Source organism: Amphibacillus jilinensis Y1, from assembly GCF_000306965.1.
Taxonomy (GTDB): Bacteria; Bacillota; Bacilli; order Bacillales; family Amphibacillaceae; genus Amphibacillus_C; species Amphibacillus_C jilinensis.
Genome location: NZ_JH976439.1, coordinates 82,760 through 103,139, shown reverse-complemented (window position 1 = coordinate 103,139; position 20,380 = coordinate 82,760). Strand labels below are relative to the sequence as shown.

At 37.3% G+C, this 20,380-nt stretch carries 17 protein-coding genes; 6 read left to right on the top strand and 11 right to left on the bottom strand.

Translation table 11 applies throughout. The features are described from left to right. Positions 1-556 precede the first annotated feature (556 nt). Positions 557-1,537: a metal-binding protein ZinT gene (locus B494_RS0114295; RefSeq protein WP_017473073.1), complete on the top strand. Its 981-nt coding sequence runs from the start codon at positions 557-559 to the stop codon at positions 1,535-1,537. Positions 1,538-1,970: 433 nt separating this feature from the next. Then, a complete protein-coding gene (locus B494_RS0114290) occupies positions 1,971-3,590 on the top strand; it encodes a metal ABC transporter solute-binding protein, Zn/Mn family (protein ID WP_017473072.1) in 1,620 nt (539 codons plus the stop codon). A gap of 64 nt (positions 3,591-3,654) precedes the next feature. On the opposite strand, the gene B494_RS0114285 is transcribed toward B494_RS0114290, so the two are convergent. After that, on the bottom strand, positions 3,655-3,906 hold the full coding sequence (locus B494_RS0114285) for a hypothetical protein (protein ID WP_017473071.1): 252 nt from the start codon (positions 3,904-3,906) through the stop codon (positions 3,655-3,657). A 4-nt stretch (positions 3,907-3,910) separates the two neighbouring features. On the opposite strand from B494_RS0114285, the gene B494_RS0114280 reads away from it, so the two are divergent. Next, on the top strand, positions 3,911-4,627 hold the full coding sequence (locus tag B494_RS0114280) for a metal ABC transporter ATP-binding protein (RefSeq protein WP_017473070.1): 717 nt from the start codon (positions 3,911-3,913) through the stop codon (positions 4,625-4,627). After that, entirely contained in the window at positions 4,564-5,406 is an 843-nt protein-coding gene (locus B494_RS0114275) for a metal ABC transporter permease (protein ID WP_033193682.1), read from the top strand. The genes B494_RS0114280 and B494_RS0114275 overlap by 64 nt, the downstream gene beginning before the upstream one ends. A 167-nt stretch (positions 5,407-5,573) precedes the next feature. On the opposite strand, the gene B494_RS0114270 is transcribed toward B494_RS0114275, so the two are convergent. The 10 genes from B494_RS0114270 to B494_RS0114220 all read right to left on the bottom strand — a co-directional run bounded on the left by B494_RS0114270 (position 5,574) and on the right by B494_RS0114220 (position 16,097). After that, positions 5,574-7,559: an iron ABC transporter permease gene (locus B494_RS0114270; RefSeq protein ID WP_144032255.1), complete on the bottom strand. Its 1,986-nt coding sequence runs from the start codon at positions 7,557-7,559 to the stop codon at positions 5,574-5,576. 4 nt (positions 7,560-7,563) lie between these two features. Beyond that, positions 7,564-8,541 (bottom strand): ABC transporter substrate-binding protein, encoded by a 978-nt coding sequence (locus B494_RS0114265; RefSeq protein ID WP_017473067.1) that lies wholly within the window; start codon positions 8,539-8,541, stop codon positions 7,564-7,566. A 25-nt stretch (positions 8,542-8,566) separates the two neighbouring features. Further along, positions 8,567-9,382: an ABC transporter ATP-binding protein gene (locus B494_RS0114260; protein ID WP_026065267.1), complete on the bottom strand. Its 816-nt coding sequence runs from the start codon at positions 9,380-9,382 to the stop codon at positions 8,567-8,569. A 216-nt stretch (positions 9,383-9,598) separates the two neighbouring features. Continuing rightward, positions 9,599-10,351 (bottom strand): LytR/AlgR family response regulator transcription factor, encoded by a 753-nt coding sequence (locus B494_RS0114255; protein WP_017473065.1) that lies wholly within the window; start codon positions 10,349-10,351, stop codon positions 9,599-9,601. Between the two features lie 161 nt (positions 10,352-10,512). Then, entirely contained in the window at positions 10,513-11,637 is a 1,125-nt protein-coding gene (locus B494_RS19500; RefSeq protein WP_161603095.1) for a GHKL domain-containing protein, read from the bottom strand. Positions 11,638-12,349: 712 nt separating this feature from the next. After that, on the bottom strand, positions 12,350-12,979 hold the full coding sequence (locus B494_RS0114240) for a DUF5028 domain-containing protein (RefSeq protein WP_017473062.1): 630 nt from the start codon (positions 12,977-12,979) through the stop codon (positions 12,350-12,352). Then, positions 12,976-13,635 (bottom strand): ATP-binding cassette domain-containing protein, encoded by a 660-nt coding sequence (locus tag B494_RS0114235; protein ID WP_017473061.1) that lies wholly within the window; start codon positions 13,633-13,635, stop codon positions 12,976-12,978. The genes B494_RS0114240 and B494_RS0114235 overlap by 4 nt, the downstream gene beginning before the upstream one ends. A gap of 45 nt (positions 13,636-13,680) precedes the next feature. Beyond that, complete coding sequence (locus tag B494_RS0114230; RefSeq protein WP_017473060.1) at positions 13,681-14,523, bottom strand: hypothetical protein; 843 nt, start codon at positions 14,521-14,523, stop codon at positions 13,681-13,683. Then, positions 14,510-15,373 carry a hypothetical protein gene (locus tag B494_RS0114225; protein WP_144032254.1) on the bottom strand — a complete coding sequence of 288 codons (864 nt, stop codon included), beginning with the start codon at positions 15,371-15,373 and terminating at the stop codon, positions 14,510-14,512. The genes B494_RS0114230 and B494_RS0114225 overlap by 14 nt, the downstream gene beginning before the upstream one ends. Then, positions 15,366-16,097, bottom strand: coding sequence for a DUF5027 family lipoprotein (locus B494_RS0114220; protein ID WP_017473058.1), 732 nt, complete (start codon positions 16,095-16,097; stop codon positions 15,366-15,368). The genes B494_RS0114225 and B494_RS0114220 overlap by 8 nt, the downstream gene beginning before the upstream one ends. Before the next feature lie 434 nt (positions 16,098-16,531). Here B494_RS0114220 and B494_RS0114215 point away from each other — a divergent pair, with 434 nt between their 5' ends. Both B494_RS0114215 and B494_RS0114210 read left to right on the top strand, forming a co-directional pair. Further along, positions 16,532-17,947, top strand: coding sequence for a PTS mannitol transporter subunit IIBC (locus B494_RS0114215; RefSeq protein WP_017473057.1), 1,416 nt, complete (start codon positions 16,532-16,534; stop codon positions 17,945-17,947). A 334-nt stretch (positions 17,948-18,281) separates the two neighbouring features. Then, a complete protein-coding gene (locus tag B494_RS0114210) occupies positions 18,282-20,375 on the top strand; it encodes a BglG family transcription antiterminator (RefSeq protein ID WP_017473056.1) in 2,094 nt (697 codons plus the stop codon). Positions 20,376-20,380: the final 5 nt, after the last annotated feature.

Here is a 20,380-nt window from a genome sequence, read left to right as displayed (position 1 = left end):
CCCCATCGGGGGCTTATGATTGGTTGGCTTAATATTGGAAGTCTAGTTCTCGGATTAATCGCTTGAATACTTCCCATCATTACTCTTATCTCATATAAAAAGTTTGATCGTAAAAATTGGGTTACCTTGTCTGTTATGAGCCTTAGTGCTTGTGCAATTTCTTTATTTTTTAAAATGAAATATAATAGTCATTTAGTCAATACTAGAGCTTGGACTGCCATTATGTATACAACAAGTGTACGGTAATTGTAGCAGCCATTCTTCTGAGTGTGATCATCGTGTTTCTAGCGACTTTGATTGTATACTGGAGGGGAAATGCGTAAAATAGATTCAAAATAATCGATATTATGTTGTTGCGAAATGTGTGAAAAAACGCGAGAAGACGACAAAGATTATAAAAAATTTAGAAAAGATTGTCGAAGTTTTGTTTAAGACTTCAACAATCTTTTTTATTTTTAAAAGTCTTTTAGAATTAGCTTGACAGTTTAGTTACACTAATGTTACGTTATAAAACGTAACTATTACGATTTATATAAAGGAAAGGGAGATAAATAAAATGAAAAAGTTGCTTATGCTTTTATTTAGTGTATGTTTACTCGGTTTATTGTTAGTTGCATGTCAAGCAGATGAAGATCAAGATGCGGTAGCTGATGATGCAGAAGAGGAAGTACATACTGACGATCAACATGAAGATGACGAAGCGCCAGAGATTGTTGAGATAGAAGGAGTTGCACACCACTATCATACGGGTGATGCGATTGAGTTAACAGCTGTTTTGGATGAAGAGACAGATTATGATGATTGGCATTGGTACACAAGAGAGCATGCAGATGATGAATGGGAAGTTGTATCTGGAATGGATACTGAAGTATTTACTGGAGAAGCAACGATTGACGGATTAGAAATTAAAGCAGTGCTATTTGGTGACGATCATGAGGCTTATGGTCAGTCTGCCCCTATCACAGTGGTGATTGATGATCATCACGGGCATGACGAAGAAAGTCAGCAAATTTACGATGGCTACTTTGAAGATGATCAAATTGAGGATCGCGAACTAGCTGATTGGTATGGGGATTGGCAGTCGGTTTATCCATATCTACTATCTGGAGATTTAGATGAGGTATTTGAGCACAAGGCCGAAGAAGGAGATATGACTGCTGAAGAATACAAAGATTATTATACAATTGGCTATGAAACAGAGGTAGACCGTATTGTGATCGAGGATGACATAGTGACTTTCTTTGAAGATGGAGAGGAAATCTCTGGTGAGTATGCTTATGATGGATACGAAATCCTTACTTACGAAAGAGGTAACAGAGGGGTACGGTTTATCTATACACGGGTTGATGGATCGGAAGAGATGCCACAATATATTCAGTTCAGCGATCATAATATATTCCCTGTAGATTCACATCATTTTCATCTGTATTGGGGAGACGACCGTGAGGGGCTGTTAGAGGAATTGACCAATTGGCCAACGTATTATCCATCTGAATTAGAGGCGGATGGTCTAGTTCGCGACATGCTTGCCCATTAAAAAACGTTTCAAAAAATTGGAATGTAATTAAACAATAGAAAATAAAATAAGCATACCGTTATAGATGATTTCTATAATGGTATGCTTCAAATGTTATAAAGCAAACTTTTAATCAGTGGAGGTTTTCATTCTTTTCCACTGATGAGGCGAGGCTATTGATGTCCGCTAGCGCCCTCCTAAATAGACGCTATTTTGAGGCAGCATTATACGGAAGGTTATCATGTGTTAAAACGGATTTTTAAGCATTTATTAGAATAAGAGAAATAAAGTTTAATAAAAGGTTAAGCGTGAAAGGTACGGTTTTTCAACGTAACAAGTTAAAAACGGAGCATGAGATGGAACACTTTACGCTTGACAGAATAAAGAGAAGAATGTTAATATTTCATTCGTAATGATTACGATTTAATTAATATTTTATCAAGGGGAGAAAAAAATGATCAAGCGAAAATGGCTAACTGCCCTTTTAATTATGTTCGTTGTAAGTATTGTTCTTATTGGATGTGGACAAGATGATGCAGATACAAGTGGTGCAGAAGATGACCGAGAAATTAATGTTGTGGCCTCTTTTTATCCAATGTATGAGTTCACCAAACAAGTGGCCGGGGATCGTGCTAATGTAACGTTGATGGTTTCGGCTGGTGAAGATGCACACTATTATGAACCAAGTGCACAAGATGTCGCAGCAGTCAATGATGCAGATGTATTTGTTTATAGTAGTGAAGAGATGGAATTTTGGGCAGAGAGTCTATTAAATACGATTGAAAATGATGCTCTTATTGTTGCGCGAGCAGCTGAGGGAATTGAGCTGGCGGATACAAGTAGTGATGGTCATGGTGATCAAGGCGATGCCAGTGTAGTGATTAGTGGTGTTGCTCATCACTATCATACAGGTGACCAGATTGAATTAACGGCTGAGTTAGACGAAGATGTTAATTATGATGATTGGCATTGGTATACAAGACAAGACTCAGATAGTGACTGGGAAATGGTTTCTGGTCAAGGAACAAAAATGTTTGAATACGAAGCAACAGATAAGAACTTTGAAGTGCAAGCAGTCCTTTATGATGACGCTCATGATATTTATGCGCAATCAGAGCCCGTAGAGATTGTTGTTGATAACCACGACGATGATGATCACGACCACGATCATAGCGACCATGATCACGACGATGAACATCATGACCATGATCACGATGCCCACGATGCTGAAAACCATGACGATCATGAAGATCATCACCATGGGGACGAAGCTGAAACAGTTGAAATAACAGGGTTGGCTGATCATTATCATACAGGTGATGTCGTCACACTTGAAGCACAATTCGATTCAGAAGTTGATTATGATGATTGGCATTGGTATAAAAGACAAGGTTCAAGTGATGAATGGGAAATTATTTCTGGTCAGGGAACAAATCGCTTAGAGTATCAAACGACGGGAGCTAGTTTTGAAGTTAAAGCCGTTCTCTATGATGATGATCATCAAGCTTATGCTGAATCAGAGCCCGTTAAAATTGATGTTGATGATCATGAAGATGAAGATCCTCACAGTTGGTTAGATCCCGTTTTAGCTCAAGAGCAAGTGAATGCCATTCGCGATGCCTTAGTTGAAGCTGATCCTGATGGACAGGAGATTTATGAGGAGAATGCGGAAGCCTTTAATGCAGAACTTCAAGCATTACATGAAGACTTTGAAACAGCATTTGCAGAGGCAGAAAATCGTGTTTTTGTTGTGCAACACCAAGCATTTGGCTACATTGCCCATCGCTATAATCTTGAACAAGTAGCGATCGGCGGTTTATCCACCGAAGTAGAGCCAAGCCCTTCTCGTATTGCAGAAATTGGCAGCTTGATTGATGAATATGGCGTTCCTGTTATCTATTATCAACATGGAGCTAATTCAGCTATTGCCCAAACAGTCGCTAATGAAACAGGTACAGAGACAGCTGTATTACATGATCTAGAAGTACTTTCGGAAGAGCTTATGGCTGATGATTTAGGCTATATTGAAGCGATGCGTGAAAACTTAGAAGCCTTACAGTTAAGTATTTATTAATGTAAAATTAAGTTTTAATAGAATAGTCAAGTATAAAGGAACTCTATAAGTTGTAATGATCAGCTTATAGAGTTCTTATGACTTTTTGTGTGTTAGGAAAGTAGTCACAAGCAATAAAGCGCAAACGATAAAGGCTTAACAAATAGGTTCGTTTTTCTAAACGATCATAGAAGGCTAAAGGAACTGAGAAGTAGTCATCTTGAATAACAGCCTCCAATTCGCCATCGAGTAAAATGACTAGCTTATATTTTTCAAAACGACGAAGTAAGCGTATAATAAAAAAGTATTCATAAATATAATTATAGAAAGGTCGCATTAAAGTGCATTATATTAAAGTAAATGACCTTGCCTTTCATTATGAAGATGAACCTGTACTTGAAAATATATCATTCGAAGTCAATTCAGGGGATTTTGTCATGCTGACAGGTGAGAATGGTGCAGCGAAGACCACGCTGCTACGTAATATTTTAGGCTTACTTAAGCCAACTAAGGGAAATGTTAACTTATCTACGAAAAATCGCTGGGATGAGAAACTTGTTGTCGGCTATGTTCCTCAACAAGTGGCTTCATTCAATGCAGGCTTTCCAAGTACAGTGCTTGAACTTGTTCAGTCTGGACGTTTCCAAAGAGGGAAATGGTTTCAAAAATTAGATAAACAAGATAAAGAGCATGTGCGCCGTTCTTTGGAGTCAGTTGGGATGTGGGACATGCGCCATAAGAAAATCGGTGAATTATCTGGTGGTCAAAAGCAGCGGATCTCAATTGCGCGCGTTTTTGCAACTGATCCCGATTTGTTTGTATTGGATGAACCAACAACGGGAATGGATGTTCATTCGCGAGAGCAATTTTATAAGTTATTAAAGCATAATAGTAAGGATCATGGCAAAGGTGTTTTAATGGTTACTCATGATCACGAGGAACTTCGGCGCTATGCTGACAAGCATATACAGCTTGTGCGGAAGGAGGGGTCACCTTGGAGATGTTTTTCTATGGATTCATGCAAAGAGCCTTCCAAGCATCATTCCTCATTTCATTAATTGCACCCATGCTCGGGCTATTTTTAATTTTGCGTAGACAGTCTTTAATGGCCGATACGCTTTCACATGTTTCACTAGCAGGTGTTGCTTTAGGCATGTTAATTGGGGTTAATCCGACATGGACAAATATATTCGTTGTCGTAGCGATTGCAATTTTACTAGAATATTTGCGCATGCTATATCGGACCTATTCAGAAATTTCAATTGCAATCTTAATGTCTGGCGGAATGGCTTTAGCACTTGTTTTAATGGGGTTAAACCAAGGTGGAGCAACCTTAAGTATGAATCAATTTCTGTTTGGCTCAATCGTTACCATTAGTGAACAGCAAATATGGATGTTACTAGGATTAACCATTATGATCGGACTACTATATTTAATTTTTCGAAAACCGATGTATATATTAACTTTTGATGAAGAAACAGCTTTTACAGCTGGTTTACCTATTAAAACGATGTCGATTCTGTTTAATGTTTTAACAGGCATAACCATTGCGGTGATTATGCCGATTGTTGGGGCGTTATTGGTGTCTGCTATTCTTGTCCTGCCAGCAGCAATTTCAATGCGACTAAGTAAAAGTTTTAATGGTGTCATTATGATAGGGATAATCATTGCATTAACGGGTATGTTTACGGGTCTTGTTGGTTCTTATGGGTATGGTACCCCGCCTGGCGCAACGATTACGTTAATCTTTATTATTATTTTTGGTGTGACCACACTAATCAAAAAAATAGTTTTGCAGATAAAGCGAAGTAAATTGTTGAATAGCAAAGATTTATAGTAAACGTGTTAAAGCAGTAGTGCGTGAAATAGAAACACTCAGTAGCACGACATTTCTCCCGAAAAAAGCTATCTTTCACACTTTTGAAGTGAAAAGATAGCTTTTTTGTTTTAGAAGGTATAAGTAAGTAGTCTTTCCTTTTCTTGGTATTCCATAACTTTAAGTCGTCATTTTGCTTGAACAGCATTTACTTTCTTTAATAAATAAAGCAGGTAAGGTGCGCCAATTAATGAAACAATGATTCCCGACGGAATTTCTTTAGGTGCTAGTAGAAGACGTCCTAAAAAGTCAGCACTAATGAGTAACATGCCACCGATCATCAAACTGAGCGGGAGCAGTCGCATTAACTTCGGACCAACTAATTGCCTAGCGATGTGTGGTGCTAGTAATCCAATAAAGCCAATGGTTCCAACGATAGCGACACTTAGTGCGGATAGAGTGACGGCTAGCACGATCATAAATAGACGCATGTGGCTTGCTTTTACACCAAGACCAATTGACACCTCATCATCAAATGAAAGAATATCGAAAGTAGAAGCAAATAAAACAATGATTGGCAAAATAACTAAACTAGCAACACAAATAATAATGAAATCTTGCCAGTTCGTCCCATAGGTACTACCGGTTAACCATGTTAATGCAAGTCCAGCATAAAGGTTCGCCCGGACTAATAAAATTTGAATAATAGCGGACCCAACAGCAGAAATAGCAATCCCCATTAAAATTAATAGCATAGGTTGAAACCCGCTTCGTGCACTAATGCCGAGAATGAGTCCCATGGTTAAGAAAGCGCCAATTAAAGCACCTATAGGAACAAATAAAATCGGTGCTTGTTGAAAGATCAGAAGAAATAGCATTGCAAATACACTAGCACCTGAGGAAACGCCTAAAACAGACGTATCAGCTAGTGGGTTACGTAAAACAGTCTGCATTAATAAACCGCTACCAGCCATCATTGTACCGACAAGAAAGCTAACAAGCACGCGAGGCACACGGAATTCCCAGACATAGCTGTTATACATCAATTCCTGGGGAAGTTCAACAAGTTTGGTAAAGCTGGTTCCACCAAAAGAAAGACTAACGACAACTAAAACAAATGTAATAGCCAGTAAGGTGAAGTAAAAAGACTTATAATGTGTGATACGCACTTTTCCTTCTAGCGTACTTCCAGACGTTTGTGTTTGTTTACGCATTTTTAATGCCAAGTAGATCAGCCAAGGTGCACCAATAATCGCTGTCATCGCACCGACTGGTAATTCAGATGTTGCAGAGACAAGTCGAGCGACTATATCAGCAGTAATCAGTAAGCTTGCCCCAACAATACTATTACCAATAATCATTGAGCGATGTTTAGTGAATCCCATTAATCGAACCAAATGGGGAGCAATAATACCAACAAATCCAATTGGACCGACGACAGAAACTGTAATTGAAGTGAGTAAGATTGCAATTAGCCATCCAAACGCTTTGGTAATGGTAATATTTTGTCCAAGTCCAATGGCTACATCGTCACCGAGCAACAGAAAGTCGAAACGATGACTGATTAACAAGCCAATTAAAACTAAAATAATAATCCATGGTGAAGCAAAAGTCACACCGCTCCAATCTAACTGCATTAAAGTTCCTGATCCCCATAGGAAGAGGCCGGCAACTTCATTAGCAAACAAGAGCTGTAATGCACTTGTTAAGGAAGAAAAAAGCATCGTTATAATAAGCCCTGTTAAAGCAATTCGAACAGGGTCGAGTGATTTCCCTACCAAAAAAGTAACGCAAAATGCTGCAGTAAATCCGCCAGCTAATGTAACGAGCAGAGGAAAAGCATGTCCGATTGCTGGAAAGAAGATTGTAAAACAAACGACAAAAAAATAAGCGCCGGCGTGAATGCCGAGTGTACTCGCACTAGCGAGCGGATTTTTTGTCATCGTTTGGAGAAGCATACCAGCTATAGCTAAAGCAGCACCAGTTAAGCAGCCAATGACAAAACGAGGCATTCGGCTATGTAGCAGGAAATTCATTTGTTGCTCATCGTGCCACACCTCTTGCCAAAACCTAAAAAAGCCTGATGAGGCTTGCCCTTGGCTGACATGAACAAGACCAAGGACAATGAATAATAACAATGTCCCAATCAATAAAAAAACAGGCTTCATTTTCATACGATCACTTCGTTAATGCTTCCTCAACATTTTCAATCAACGTTTCCATTGATAAGACGCTACCAAAAGTCCACACACCAGCACCAATATCATGCATGGCATCATTTTCAACAAAGTAAAGTGAATTCCAAGCACTATTATCGGCTAAGTTGTCAAATAGAGGATCATCTTCTTGAACGGTGTGCAAGAAAAGAGCTTCTTGGTAATTTGATACTCCCTCGACATTCGCTTCGATAAAGCCATAGTCGACGGCATCTTGATCTTGAATTTTATTCGTTAACCCCATGCCTTCGAGGACATGACTCACCATTGAATTTGGTGTAAAAAGACGAAATGTCGGTACGTCACTAACGGAAAAAGCTTGTGTAAAGACAAATTCGTTCGTTGGCAAATCAGCTGCTTCGATATTTTCTTTTGCGGCTGCTAATCGTTCTTCTAAATCAGCAATGGCTTGCTCTGCTTCTTGTTCTCTTCCGACCAATTGAGCAGTCGTTTTTAAATTTTCGAGTGTATTAGCATATAAGTCTTCTAAAACCTCTTCGGTGGCTGTTTCGTATAAAACAACAGGAGCGATTTTTTCTAATTCAGGGACCATCGCTTCTTGATAACCAGCTACACCAATAATCACATCAGGTTCCAATTTGGCAATTTCTTCAATGTTTGGCTCTGTTCTTAGACCAACATCAACGACAGTGTCGTCCAATTGAGCGTCGATTGTTACCCAAGTGTTGAACCCTTCAACATCTGCAACGCCAGCAGGTTGAACACCTAATGCCAATAATTCTTCAGCAATGCTCCATTCAATGGCTACGACACGTTCTTGAGCACCTTCAAATGTCTGTTCTCCCAAACTATCTGTAATAACAAATTCCTCGTTTGTGTTATCTTCAGTTGTTTCTGCCTCTGTTGATGAGTCTTGCTCCATACACCCTACTAATAATAATGTAAATAAAAGTATGGCAATAATTAATCGTTTTTTCATTGTGTATTCCCCTTTATAGTATGGTTTATCCTAAAGCTGAACTTGCTTCTTTTTGGTGCTGGATTTTGCCATATGAAAGACAAATTGGATTTTGACTGAATGGACAAACAGCCAACATCGCCTCAATCTGAAAAATTTGTTGCAGATTGGAAACCGTCATGACCTGATGTGGTTCACCATACTCAATCACTGCTCCATCACGCATGGCAATCAAATGATGTGAGAAACGTGACGCATGGTTTAAATCATGAAGTACCATAACGATGGTTTTCTTCTGTACGCTATTTAATTTTTCAAGTAGCTGTAAAATATCAAGCTGATGTGACAGATCTAAATAAGTGGTCGGTTCATCTAAAATGACGATTTCTGTATCTTGAGCCAGAGCCATTGCAATCCAGACACGCTGACGCTGACCACCAGATAAGGCATCAATTGCTCTGTCTTGGATTTCACTCAACCCTGTTTCCTCTAATGCCCAATCAATCGCTTCTATATCATTTGACTTTAATTTTCCAAATCTAGACTGGTGAGGAGCGCGCCCATAGGTGACAAGCTCTCTAACTGTTAATCCAGCTGGTGCTTCAGCGGATTGTGGTAATATCGCCATCTTTTGAGCAACCTCACGTGTAGGTGTTTGGCTAATTGATTTTCCATCTAAATATATTGCTCCACCACTTGTTTTAAGAATGCGAGCAATTGATTTTAATAGTGTGGACTTGCCACAGCCATTTGGTCCGATGATTGTCGTGATTTGTTCTTTGGGTATGGTAATACTTAATTCATTTATAATCAGTTCATCATCATATCCGACTTTAACTTGATCTACTGAAATCAAATGCAACCCTCCCTACTTGAAAATGATTATCAATATCAAATTATAGCTTATGTCAATGAGATTAGCAACAAAATATAAAAAAGATTTGTATATTTATCACAGATAGCCGTCTGTAAAACCCCGTCTCAAAATAGATCAAATCAATTTAGCAGAAGCTAATCGACGCTAAGAACCTTCAATCATTTGGGGAGAAAGAAAACTTCCAATGATTGAAGGCTCGTTTCAATGGTTTATTATGGAATGATCAGCAACTTTTGCTTGAAGATCCTTTACCTTCCGTGTTGCAACAAGACATTGGTGTCCATTCCTCATTGTTAAGTTATGTTGCTTGGTATTGATATCTTTTACATGATCAAGATTGACAAGATAGCTTTTGTGAGAACGGTAAAAACGCGGATGGATGTCTTCGAACGCTTTCAATTTCCCGTAAAATTCATATATGCCATTAACTTCATATAGTATAATTTTATGTTCTTGTGGAGCGGTTTCAAAATAATAGATGTCGTCAAAGCGTACATTTTTTATTCGTTCTCCAATCTTTATTTGGATGTGTGTTGATTTATTACTACATCCTAATTGTTGGTACTTTTTAAATGCTGCTGCAAGCGCTTCTTGAATTTGTGTTTCTAGCTTGTTGTGTTCGTTATCCTTTACTATAAAATCAAGTGCTGCGAGTTTATATTTAAACGTAAGTTTTAACTTATCTGCGTGCATGGAAATAAAAATGATTTGTGCTAAAGGGTCTTTTTCTCTAATCTTGCTAGCTAAGTCCATCCCGGTGATCGTTGAATTAAGCTCAATGTCTAAAACATAACAGTCAGCCTGTTGATCTTTTAAAAAATCTAAAACGTCTTCAGGATTGCCTGTAGTTAAACACAATTCAACGCTAGGTTGGTAAAACATTGCATATTTCAAAATCGTAGATCTCAAAAATTCACGATGATTGGATTCATCTTCACATATGATAACTTTCATTGAAAGGCTCCTTTCTGCCCATTCTCACGATTCAGTGTTATATGAAGTTGAGAGAGCGATAGACTGATTGGCTTTATCACACAAATAACCGTGTCCAAAATGCCTGCCTCAAACTAGAGAGTAGAGAAATGGAGCTAACGGACGCTAATATCCTGATTTACTCAGCTACCAATCAGTGGGGGAAGGGCAAAACCGCCCGCTGATTGAAGATTCGTTTTATGAATATCGAGTTCATGAATAAAAAAATCATTCTCAATTCGCGTATTCATCGTGGTATTTGGATAGTTATTTAAAATCTTGCGCACGGTGGTTAACCCCATACCACTGTGGTCATGTTTTGTTGAATAATCAGCGTCAAAAATGTGACTCATATTGATTGCGTTGGTGTCAGCACGATTCTCGACAATAATTAAAATAGAGTTAGCTTCCCTTTTAAGGAAGGCGACGTTTAGTTGTCGTTCTTCAATGTCGATACTGGCTTCGATGGCATTATCAATGATAATGCCAATGATGCGAGTGAGATCAATGATATTCATATCAATGGCTTCAATGACGTCAGGTATTTCCATGTTAATCGCGATATTAAATTCTTCAGCCATAAGTATTTTTGTTGCCAGTAGGCCTTTCAGTTCAACAAGTTTAAGTTGGTCTAATTGGTTAAATAGATAATTACTTTTAAATGTGCGTTCCTCAACTTTAACAATGTGCTCATTGAAATATGCCTTGAGTCCTTCAGTGTTATTTTCATTAAGATAGCCTTGCATCGTCAATAAAATATTTTTATAATCATGCCTGAACCGCTGCATATCTTTATTAATCTGTTCTAACGATTGCATGTAGTGATGCAATTGTTGCTGTTCGGTTTCTTTTTGTTTTAACATGTTCTCTTTCTTAACGTTTCGAAGCAGAATCATAGATAAGATAAACATTAAGAAAAAATAAACGACTTCAATAATTAAGTTAAACATGGCAAGATAATAGAGGTTTTGATTTAATGACATAAAAAGGTTAATATACAAAATACTCACAGTCATGCAAGCAATCGTTATTAAAATAAATTGACTCATAACTGGAATGAAAATGTTACGCCATACTTTTTTAATGAAGAGATGGTAAAGGTATGTAAAAAACGCAAAGAACAATAGAAATAAACTAATATTGATTAAAACAGCAGGCATGTCTTGTTCGCTGAAAAATGAAAATTCAATTACCTGGGATAGATTCTTAGAGATGGCACTTGCAATAGCAAGCATAGCGACATCTAAGAAAATACGTCTTTCCTTCACGTAGGCGTAATCGATTATAGCTAGAGAAAATAAAAAATAAAGCCATCCCAACCATTTAAAGATGAATAAGTAACAAAAAAGAGATGGAAGGACAATGATGACCATGTCTATCACAATTTTTTTAATCTTTGGTCGCATGTTAAACGTAAAAAAGAGGGCAAAACAGATCGATGTCAATTCAAGCGCGAAAAAAGGGAAAGAAAAGATCATATTAACTGAACCTGCCTTATTATGTTTTGAGTCATTTATTTATCACAGCTAACCACCCGTAAAACACTCACCTCGAAATAAAGGATAGAGTAAACCTATTTAGGTGGGTGATAACGGCTACTGATATCCTGTGACTCAACTAACAATCAGTGGGAGAAGCACGAAACCGTCCACTGATTGAAGCTTCATTTTATAGTTATTATACCATTTTTTTCTACATTAAGAAGGAATTTTATCACAGCTAACAAGCATCTGTCTCAAAATAGAGAGAAGAGCAAATCTATTTAGCGGGAGCTAATGCCCTGCCCACCACATTCGGCTGTCATTCAATGGGAGAAGCACATTGAGGATTCGTTTTATATAAGAAAATAAAGAGGATATCAAACAAAAGAAACGTAAAAATCATATGAAGTGTCAAAACGTTACAGATTAATTAACCACTTAGAAATAAAATCAGCCCTGAAGACCGCTTTTGTTAAACTGTTCAGGACCGCTTTAAACACTATTCAATTAAAATCCGCTTAACAGTCGGGTGCAGTGAGACAACAAGGTATACTTGATCATGCAAAACAGCTTCTGTTTGAATCGGCAGCACGTTGGTAGAAGGAGCAAAGAAAAACGGTAAATTAAAATCCATCTCACTCTCTGGTCGTAATCGAAATCCTTCAGTCATCCCCGCTTCTAACTCAGGGTTGGCAATTGAATACAACTGATCATTAATTTGCATTAAAAAATCCGTCCCAATTAATTGGTAATTAATAAAATTGATCCCACTATGTTGGGTAAGATCGTCTGTATCATTTGTATTTTTAATCGTAAGTTGCAGATCATACACCATTTCAGGATAGAAAATATTATCTTTTTGGAATAATGGGTCATTTTCATCGTCATTATAGTTGTATTTTGCTAAAAAGTCTTGATAAGGGAGGATTTCAGCTTGATTTACTGTTACTGTGTAACCATCCATATTTTCAAAATCATCAAGAAAAATATCTTCCTCAATGGCCACTTCTTTCTCCATTTGAAACGTATCGATCGGTGGCAAGTTAACCGTTTTATTGACATACCAAATCCGGATACTGATACCGATGAATAAGAAAATCGTTATTAATATGATAGCTATTCTTTTCATGCTTGAGGTACCCTCCTTGTCGATTGTACCATCGCCCCGTTCTCTAAATAATATATTTTATCAGCTAATTGATCGAGAATATCAGTATCATGGCAAGCAATGATCACATTTGCACCGCGCTCCTTTTCTTGCTGGACAATCTGTTTGACCCGCTCTACACCATCGGTATCGAGTGAATTGGTTGGCTCATCTAAAATCACAATATCAGGCTGTTCCATGATTGATCCAGCGATGCCGAGACGTTGTTTCATACCTAATGAATATTTTTTGTATTTTTTTCGACTGCTTTCGTGGTCGAGACCAACAGCTTCTAACGTGTGATTAATTTGGTCATCGCCAATTTTATTGCGGATGGAAGCGAGCATTTTTAAGTTATCAAAGCCTGAATAACTATCAAGAAAGGCTGGATTCTCAAGGAGAATACCAATGCTTTCTGGAAATGTGATTTCTTTGCCTAGTACTTTTTCATCAATTTTAATTGTGCCTTTAGTCGGTAAGATCAGTCCTGCAATTAGCCGCATCAGCATGGTTTTACCTGAGCCATTGACCCCGCGAAAACCTGTGACCTGGCCTGATGTCAAAGTCATAGATATATTGTTAATAACGGTTAAACCTTTTAGTTTTTTATAAACGCCATCCATGTAAATTGTTGTCATTGTAAATCCCTCATTTTCAAATAATTTGTTAACCTGTATAACTAATTAGTCGTCATTTAAAATGTCATAACGACGAAAATAGTCACACCCAGCAATAAAAGAGGCTGCTATCAGGAGTAGAACCATCATCACACCATCGGTAACTTGAACGCCATTTTCAACCACATGCTCACTACGAATCGGCATCGCATAATTCCCTGGTAGAATTGGGGTAAGGAGATAAGCAGAAGCGAGTAAAATAACGGCCATCACGCCAAAGCTATATAATGGTTTAATAAACAGGACAAATGTCATTTGTAATAAGTTAAGCGCTAGCGAAATGAACAGCGGAAAAAAAAGAATGATATAAACAAGCTGAGTTGAAAATATATCAAACGGACTGTCTGCTTCTAACAGATCATTGACGAACATCGGTGTAATATTAAGCGAAATCGGCTCTTGCATGATTAGGCAAAAACCAAATACCGTTAGAAAAATTACCAGATAACACGCTAGAACATAACATATATTCCATAGACTTTTAGACAACCACCATGCCATTCTCCCTTTTGTACGGACTAGAATATTTAATCCTAAAGATGACAAATCTCGATAAGGATAGTAGAGTGTACTGTACAAAATAAATAGGTGAAGTAACAACCATTTGACAGGGAAAATAAAGCCATCTGTCCGAGAAGGGATATATTCCTTAATACCTCCAAATATATAAAAGAGATAGTCAATGAATGTTCCTTCTGGTGTAGATGCGTCGAAAATATAAGCGCCATTTTTTCGTAAATAAAAGTCGATACAAAAAGCGAGCGCAAATAAAGCGACAATTAAAAGGTTTATTAGACCAAGGCGGAAGCCGTTTTTCACATCATATTTTAATAGTTTATAAAATGTCACGTTTTACACCTAATCTCATCGTTATTCCAAACGTTAATATAAAGAACAGTAAACCTTGAGTTAGAACAATCCAACTACTTACAGGGTTTTCTATGCTAACAGAATGCAAATAATTCAGTGGTGAAATTTCTCTATAATATTTATAGGCCAAGAACGTCCGACTGTAATGTAAAATCAAGATCAAGAAAAAGGGTATTAAAATAATAGCAATCCTGTTTTTGAAAAAGAAGGAAATCGCTAAACTCATTGTCGCAAATAAGCCCCCGAAAATAAAATTCAAAATCAAATAAAGAATGACAAAAACTAAAGGATAAGTATAAAACAAGTACGACCACATGGAGACGTGGGCGACTGAATAATATAACGTATACATGGTAGATGGCGTGACAGCTGGTATAAAGCAGGCAACAACGATCAGATTAATAACCAATGGTAGGAATATAACAAGACCACCAGCCGTGAAGGTTGCGATGTATTTAGCTAAGAAATAGTACCACTTACTGCTTCTTGTTACAACGGTTTTCAAATAACCTGTTTTGTTTTCGATAAAATAGGACCATCCGTACGGAAGAACTGCCATAAGCGGAAGAAGGGTGAAAAATAGGGTGAAACCAAGTGACGTAGCTTCTCCGCCGATCCAATGGTTAAATAGTGAGAAAGCGGGTGTCATGGGATTTCCATTGGTTCCGTGAATTTTCATCATGCTTTGGGTATAGAAATGTAAATCTATTATATACCAAGCACTAAGCAAGGCGAATATAAGCGCAACGATTAAAGTAGTGATAAAATATTTATTTTTTATCGCTTTTGATAGTTCGATTTTTAATAAGGGGGTCAATGTATTAGTCATCATCATTCATCTCCCCGTCCAGTAGTGTTAGTTGGAAATATTGAAAGTCTTCCGCATGTCCCTCGTAACCAATTATGTAGTATAAAGGCTCCTCTTCTAATAAATCAGTGGGCACAAACCAACCTACCGTTACGTCGATTTCTTCACCAATTCCCAATAAGAACTTGTAATAATCCTGACCTTGATTTTGATCTAATGGCGAATGGTCACTAAAAAAAGAGGCGTGCAAAAGAAAAGGTCCATCTGGGTCTTCAATACCGTTTTTAAAGCCCACTGCTAGTTCAATATATAAGGATGCTTTATCTTGCTCGACATCAAAGTTAAAGCCTCTGTAATCCTTATTTATTATTCTGACATCAATAGTAACAAGTTGATGTGCTCCATCCACAGTGCCATCATCTTCGATTAAAGATTGATCATAGAAGTCTGCCTTGTCCAGACCGAGATCATTAATATTGTCCGAAATGATCACTTGCTGGAGCGTGTACTCAACTGTTTCATTATCTGCATAAGTAAATGAAATGGTATCACCAATAGAATAAAGGCTGTTATCTTCAGAATCTGATGCTGTCTCAGGAAGTGTGACCGTATTGACTATTTCTTCCTCATCATCTTTATTGAACGTGTCTTTAAGCGAATCCTCAAACTCTCGATATGAACACGCGGATAACAAGATAATAACTAAAAAAAAGCTAAGCATAGTTGTATTCCTTTTTAAGTGCATAAGATCACTTCTCCTTGTCCATACGTTTTAACACAGATAAATCTCATATTTTTTTTGCTCATGAACAGTCGGTTAACCTATGCTAATATTACCATGATTTTCAATATATTTATTACAAATATCGTAAACGTGCGTTTTTTGATCGTAAACGTTTCGTTTCCTGATCTCCTCAACGGATCCTTATGTTGATGATGTCTTTATTTTGCAAGAACCCCTATCTCAATGCATTCCTATCTTAGTACAAAAGTCGAGTTACATTTAGTTTATATACATTTTTTAGGACAAGGTGGATAAATTAACGGTGTAGTTTAATTTTGTCAACAAAGCAACTGACAAATCTGGATTTAGAAAAGATTGAACCCACCCTGTAACCGCTTTATTATTAAGTTGTAGTCATTATCTATAATACTTATTATTTGAGAGGAGAATGTCTCATGTCAAAACAAGGGGTTCGTTCAAAAGTACAACAGTTTGGTAGTTATTTAAGTGGGATGGTGATGCCAAACATTGCCGCATTTATTGCTTGGGGACTTGTTACTGCTTTATTCATTCCGGATGGTTGGATTCCAAATGAAACACTAGCTGAGTTAGTTGGACCAACGATTAATTATTTACTACCATTATTAATTGGTTATACAGGAGGTAAGATGGTCTATGGTGCCCGTGGGGGTGTTGTAGGTGCGATTGCAACGATGGGGGTTATTGTCGGTGCAGCTGGAACGCCAATGTTCTTGGGTGCCATGATTATGGGGCCGTTATCAGCTTACTTAATGAAAGCATTCGATAAGCCATTTTTACCGAAAATTCGTTCAGGTTTTGAAATGCTGTATAATAACTTTTCAGCTGGTATTTTAAGTGCTATTATTGCAGGTTTTGGTGTACTAGCGATGGGACCAGTTGTAAGCGGTCTAAATCGTGCGTTAGGTGCAGGTGTTGAGGCGATTGTAAATGCCGGTTTATTGCCAGCAGCTAGTTTATTAGTGGAACCAGCGAAAATTTTATTTTTAAACAATGTGATTAATCATGGTGTGTTTACGCCGTTAGGTACAGAACAAGCTTTAGAGGCAGGAAAATCAATTTTATTTCTAATTGAAACAAATCCGGGGCCAGGTTTTGGTATCCTTCTAGCATTTATGATCTTTGGAAAAGGTGCGTCAAAAGCTTCTGCTTCTGGTGCTTCAATTATTCACTTCTTTGGTGGGATCCATGAGATTTATTTCCCGTATGTGTTAATGAAGCCAATGCTTATTTTAGCAGCCATTGCTGGTGGGGCGAGTGGTGTTTTAACTTTCTCATTATTTGATGCTGGTTTAACATCATCACCTTCACCGGGAAGTATTATTGCGTTATTAACGATGACACCAAGAGGTAATTATGTCGGTGTTATTGCAGGGGTTGTGGTCGCAACAGCTGTTTCCTTCCTTGTTGCTTCTGTGATTCTAAAGGCAGATAAAAGAGAAGAAGAGGATGATATTAGTACAGCCGCAGAGAAAATGGAAGAAATGAAAGGAAAGAAAAGCTCTGTAGCAGGATCATTTGATCAGACAGAGGTGACATCAGTGACCGCGGCAGATGTTAATAAAGTCGTATTTGCCTGTGATGCTGGGATGGGATCAAGTGCGATGGGCGCTTCTTTACTAAGAGATAAATTCAGCAAAGCAAATATTGATATCGAGGTAATTAATAAAGCGATTAATGATATTCCAAATGATGCTGATATTATTATTACCCACAAAGATTTAACAGATCGTGCTAAAGCTAAGAGAGCAGATGCTTATCATATTTCAGTTGAGAACTTTTTAAATAGTCCGAAATATGATGAACTTATTAAAGATTTAAGTGAATCCTAGTCAGACAACCTTGTCTTCGAGTGACTGAAGACAAGGTTGTTTTTTTGCAGTTAGGAAAGTAAACTATTAACTCAATTAACCTTGATCGTATTCAATATGCTTGTTGAACTTACTTCTGCATGGATGTTCCGCATGCGACTTTCTCATGCGTATAGAACGTTAGTTCATGCCGAAAAGTCACTTATTAAATAATGTCAACATCTTTATCGACGAAATTAGGTGTTTGTTTTGTTGAGAAACCATCATTCAAGGGCTTATTATTATGGTATAAGGGTAGAAATAAATAGAGGGTGTCACCAAGTGGACTTTAATCAATGAAAAAAGGATGGTGAATGTGTATATATCAGGTCGTGAACGAAAAATAATCGAAGAGTTATTAAATAATGAGAGCGGCATCACGATTGAACAATTAGCAGCGGTACTTGATGTAAGCAGTCGAACGGTTCATCGGGATTTAAAAGTTGTTGAAGATATTGTTGTTAAACATCACCTATCATTAACCAAAAAAGCTGGTGTTGGTGTTAAGTTAGAAGGGGACAAGGCTGATAAAAGACAGTTAGATCTCTCTTTGGCTCAAGTTGAATTTACTGATTACACACCTGAAGAACGCCATGCCATTATTTTAACAACTTTATTAGAGTCAAGTGAACCGATTAAATTATTTTCTTTAGCAAACGAATTAAATGTTACCGTTGCGACGGTCAGCCATGATTTAGACAAACTTGAAGAGAGCTTGGAAGAATATAAATTGACCTTAATTCGTAAGCGAGGTTATGGCGTTAAGGTTGAAGGCGAAGAGTCTAATAAGAGAGCTGCACTCAGTCATTTAATCTCTAAGTATGTTGCTGAATTGGATTTTATATTGTTTATTAAAGAAAACATTGAAAAGCAAAGTGAACCGTCAATAGATTCCATTTCTGAGCGGTTATTAGGACTTGTTGACCAATCAAAGCTTGTGACAATTGAAAAGAGTATCGAGCATATAAAAAAAGAGCTTCCTTATGAGTTGGCAGACCGTTCATATATTGGTTTAGTGGTTCATCTTGCTTTAGCAATTGAGCGTCTTCAAAAAGGTGAGCGTATACATTTTGACTTAAACTATTTAAATGAATTAAAAGACACAAAGGAATATAAGATAGCTGAGAAAATAATTATAGAATTACAACATGCTTTTCAATTGTCAATTCCTGCTGATGAAATAGGCTATATAACCATGCATTTACTAGGTGCTAAGTTAAGGTCAGATCAAGATTATTTGTTAGAGGATTCGGCAGTAAATATTATTTATTACACTAAAAAATTAATTACAGAAGTAGAGGAAAAGATCGGGATACCTTTAATCAATCATAAAAGCTTGTTTCATGATTTGGTTACCCACCTAAAGCCGACCATCTATCGAATTCAGAAGGATATGTACATTAATAATCCGCTTATGGAAGAAATAAAAAGGGATTATCAAGACTTATATGAGATCATTAAAAATGCCTGTCACAGCGTTTTTGATAATATTAGCTTTCCTGATGAAGAAATTGCTTACTTAGTCTTGCATTTTGCAGCGGCTACCATTCACAGGGAAAGCCAACATAAGTTATCAGCATTAGTCATTTGCTCGAGTGGGATTGGCACATCTAAAATGCTTGGTTCTAGAATTAAGCAAGAAATTAATGAAATTGACAATATTGATCATTGCTCTTTATTTGAGCTAGAGCATATTGATGTTGAGAAGTATAACCTAGTTGTTTCAACGATTCCTTTACGAGAGCAAATTAAAGATTATGTACTTGTTTCACCTATTCTAACTGAAAATGAAATCGCAAAGTTAAAGTCGATTATTAAAAGAAAAACATTAACCAATCAATCGACCCCATCGAAACCGGATGATGGCGAGAAATTGACGGAAACAGACATACAAAAAAGGTTAGAACGGATGCAAATTTATTCGCGCGTTTCATTAGGACTTCTGTTATCTTTTGATGTTTATCAAGTGACTGAATCACTTGCAAAAGAAGCAGTGCTTAAATTAGCCTGTGACCAATTATTAGACGGTCAATATGTTGCCAATACGGCAGAAGTTTACCAAGCGTTATTAGATAGGGAAGCTTTAGGCGGTTTAGGCATTCCTGACACAAGGTTGGCGCTTTTTCACACAAGGCAAAAACAAGTGAAAAAGCCGGTGTTTGTTATTTATCATTTAAACACACCACTATCTATTAAAGGCATGGATAATCGTGAGATGGCAACAGATACCTTACTGTTTATGTTGTCACCTCTTCATGCAGAAGACGAGTGTTTAGAAGTACTCAGTTTTATTAGTAGCTTAATTATTCGTGATCAACAAACAACAGCATTGTTTGAATCAAACAATAAGGAGAAAATTAAGCGCTATTTATCTCAGCAGTTAAATACATTTATCAATGAAAAATTATGAATGGA

Excerpts from the sequence above, each read along its gene's own strand:
- B494_RS0114295 (WP_017473073.1), top strand. The coding sequence starts at position 557 with ATGAAAAAGTTGCTTATGCTTTTATTTAGTGTATGTTTACTCGGTTTA.
- B494_RS0114290 (WP_017473072.1), top strand. The coding sequence starts at position 1,971 with ATGATCAAGCGAAAATGGCTAACTGCCCTTTTAATTATGTTCGTTGTA.
- B494_RS0114285 (WP_017473071.1), bottom strand. The coding sequence starts at position 3,906 with ATGCGACCTTTCTATAATTATATTTATGAATACTTTTTTATTATACGC.
- B494_RS0114270 (WP_144032255.1), bottom strand. The coding sequence starts at position 7,559 with ATGAAAATGAAGCCTGTTTTTTTATTGATTGGGACATTGTTATTATTC.
- B494_RS0114265 (WP_017473067.1), bottom strand. The coding sequence starts at position 8,541 with ATGAAAAAACGATTAATTATTGCCATACTTTTATTTACATTATTATTA.
- B494_RS0114255 (WP_017473065.1), bottom strand. The coding sequence starts at position 10,351 with ATGAAAGTTATCATATGTGAAGATGAATCCAATCATCGTGAATTTTTG.
- B494_RS0114240 (WP_017473062.1), bottom strand. The coding sequence starts at position 12,979 with ATGAAAAGAATAGCTATCATATTAATAACGATTTTCTTATTCATCGGT.
- B494_RS0114235 (WP_017473061.1), bottom strand. The coding sequence starts at position 13,635 with ATGACAACAATTTACATGGATGGCGTTTATAAAAAACTAAAAGGTTTA.
- B494_RS0114225 (WP_144032254.1), bottom strand. The coding sequence starts at position 15,373 with ATGACTAATACATTGACCCCCTTATTAAAAATCGAACTATCAAAAGCG.
- B494_RS0114220 (WP_017473058.1), bottom strand. The coding sequence starts at position 16,097 with ATGCACTTAAAAAGGAATACAACTATGCTTAGCTTTTTTTTAGTTATT.
- B494_RS0114215 (WP_017473057.1), top strand. The coding sequence starts at position 16,532 with ATGTCAAAACAAGGGGTTCGTTCAAAAGTACAACAGTTTGGTAGTTAT.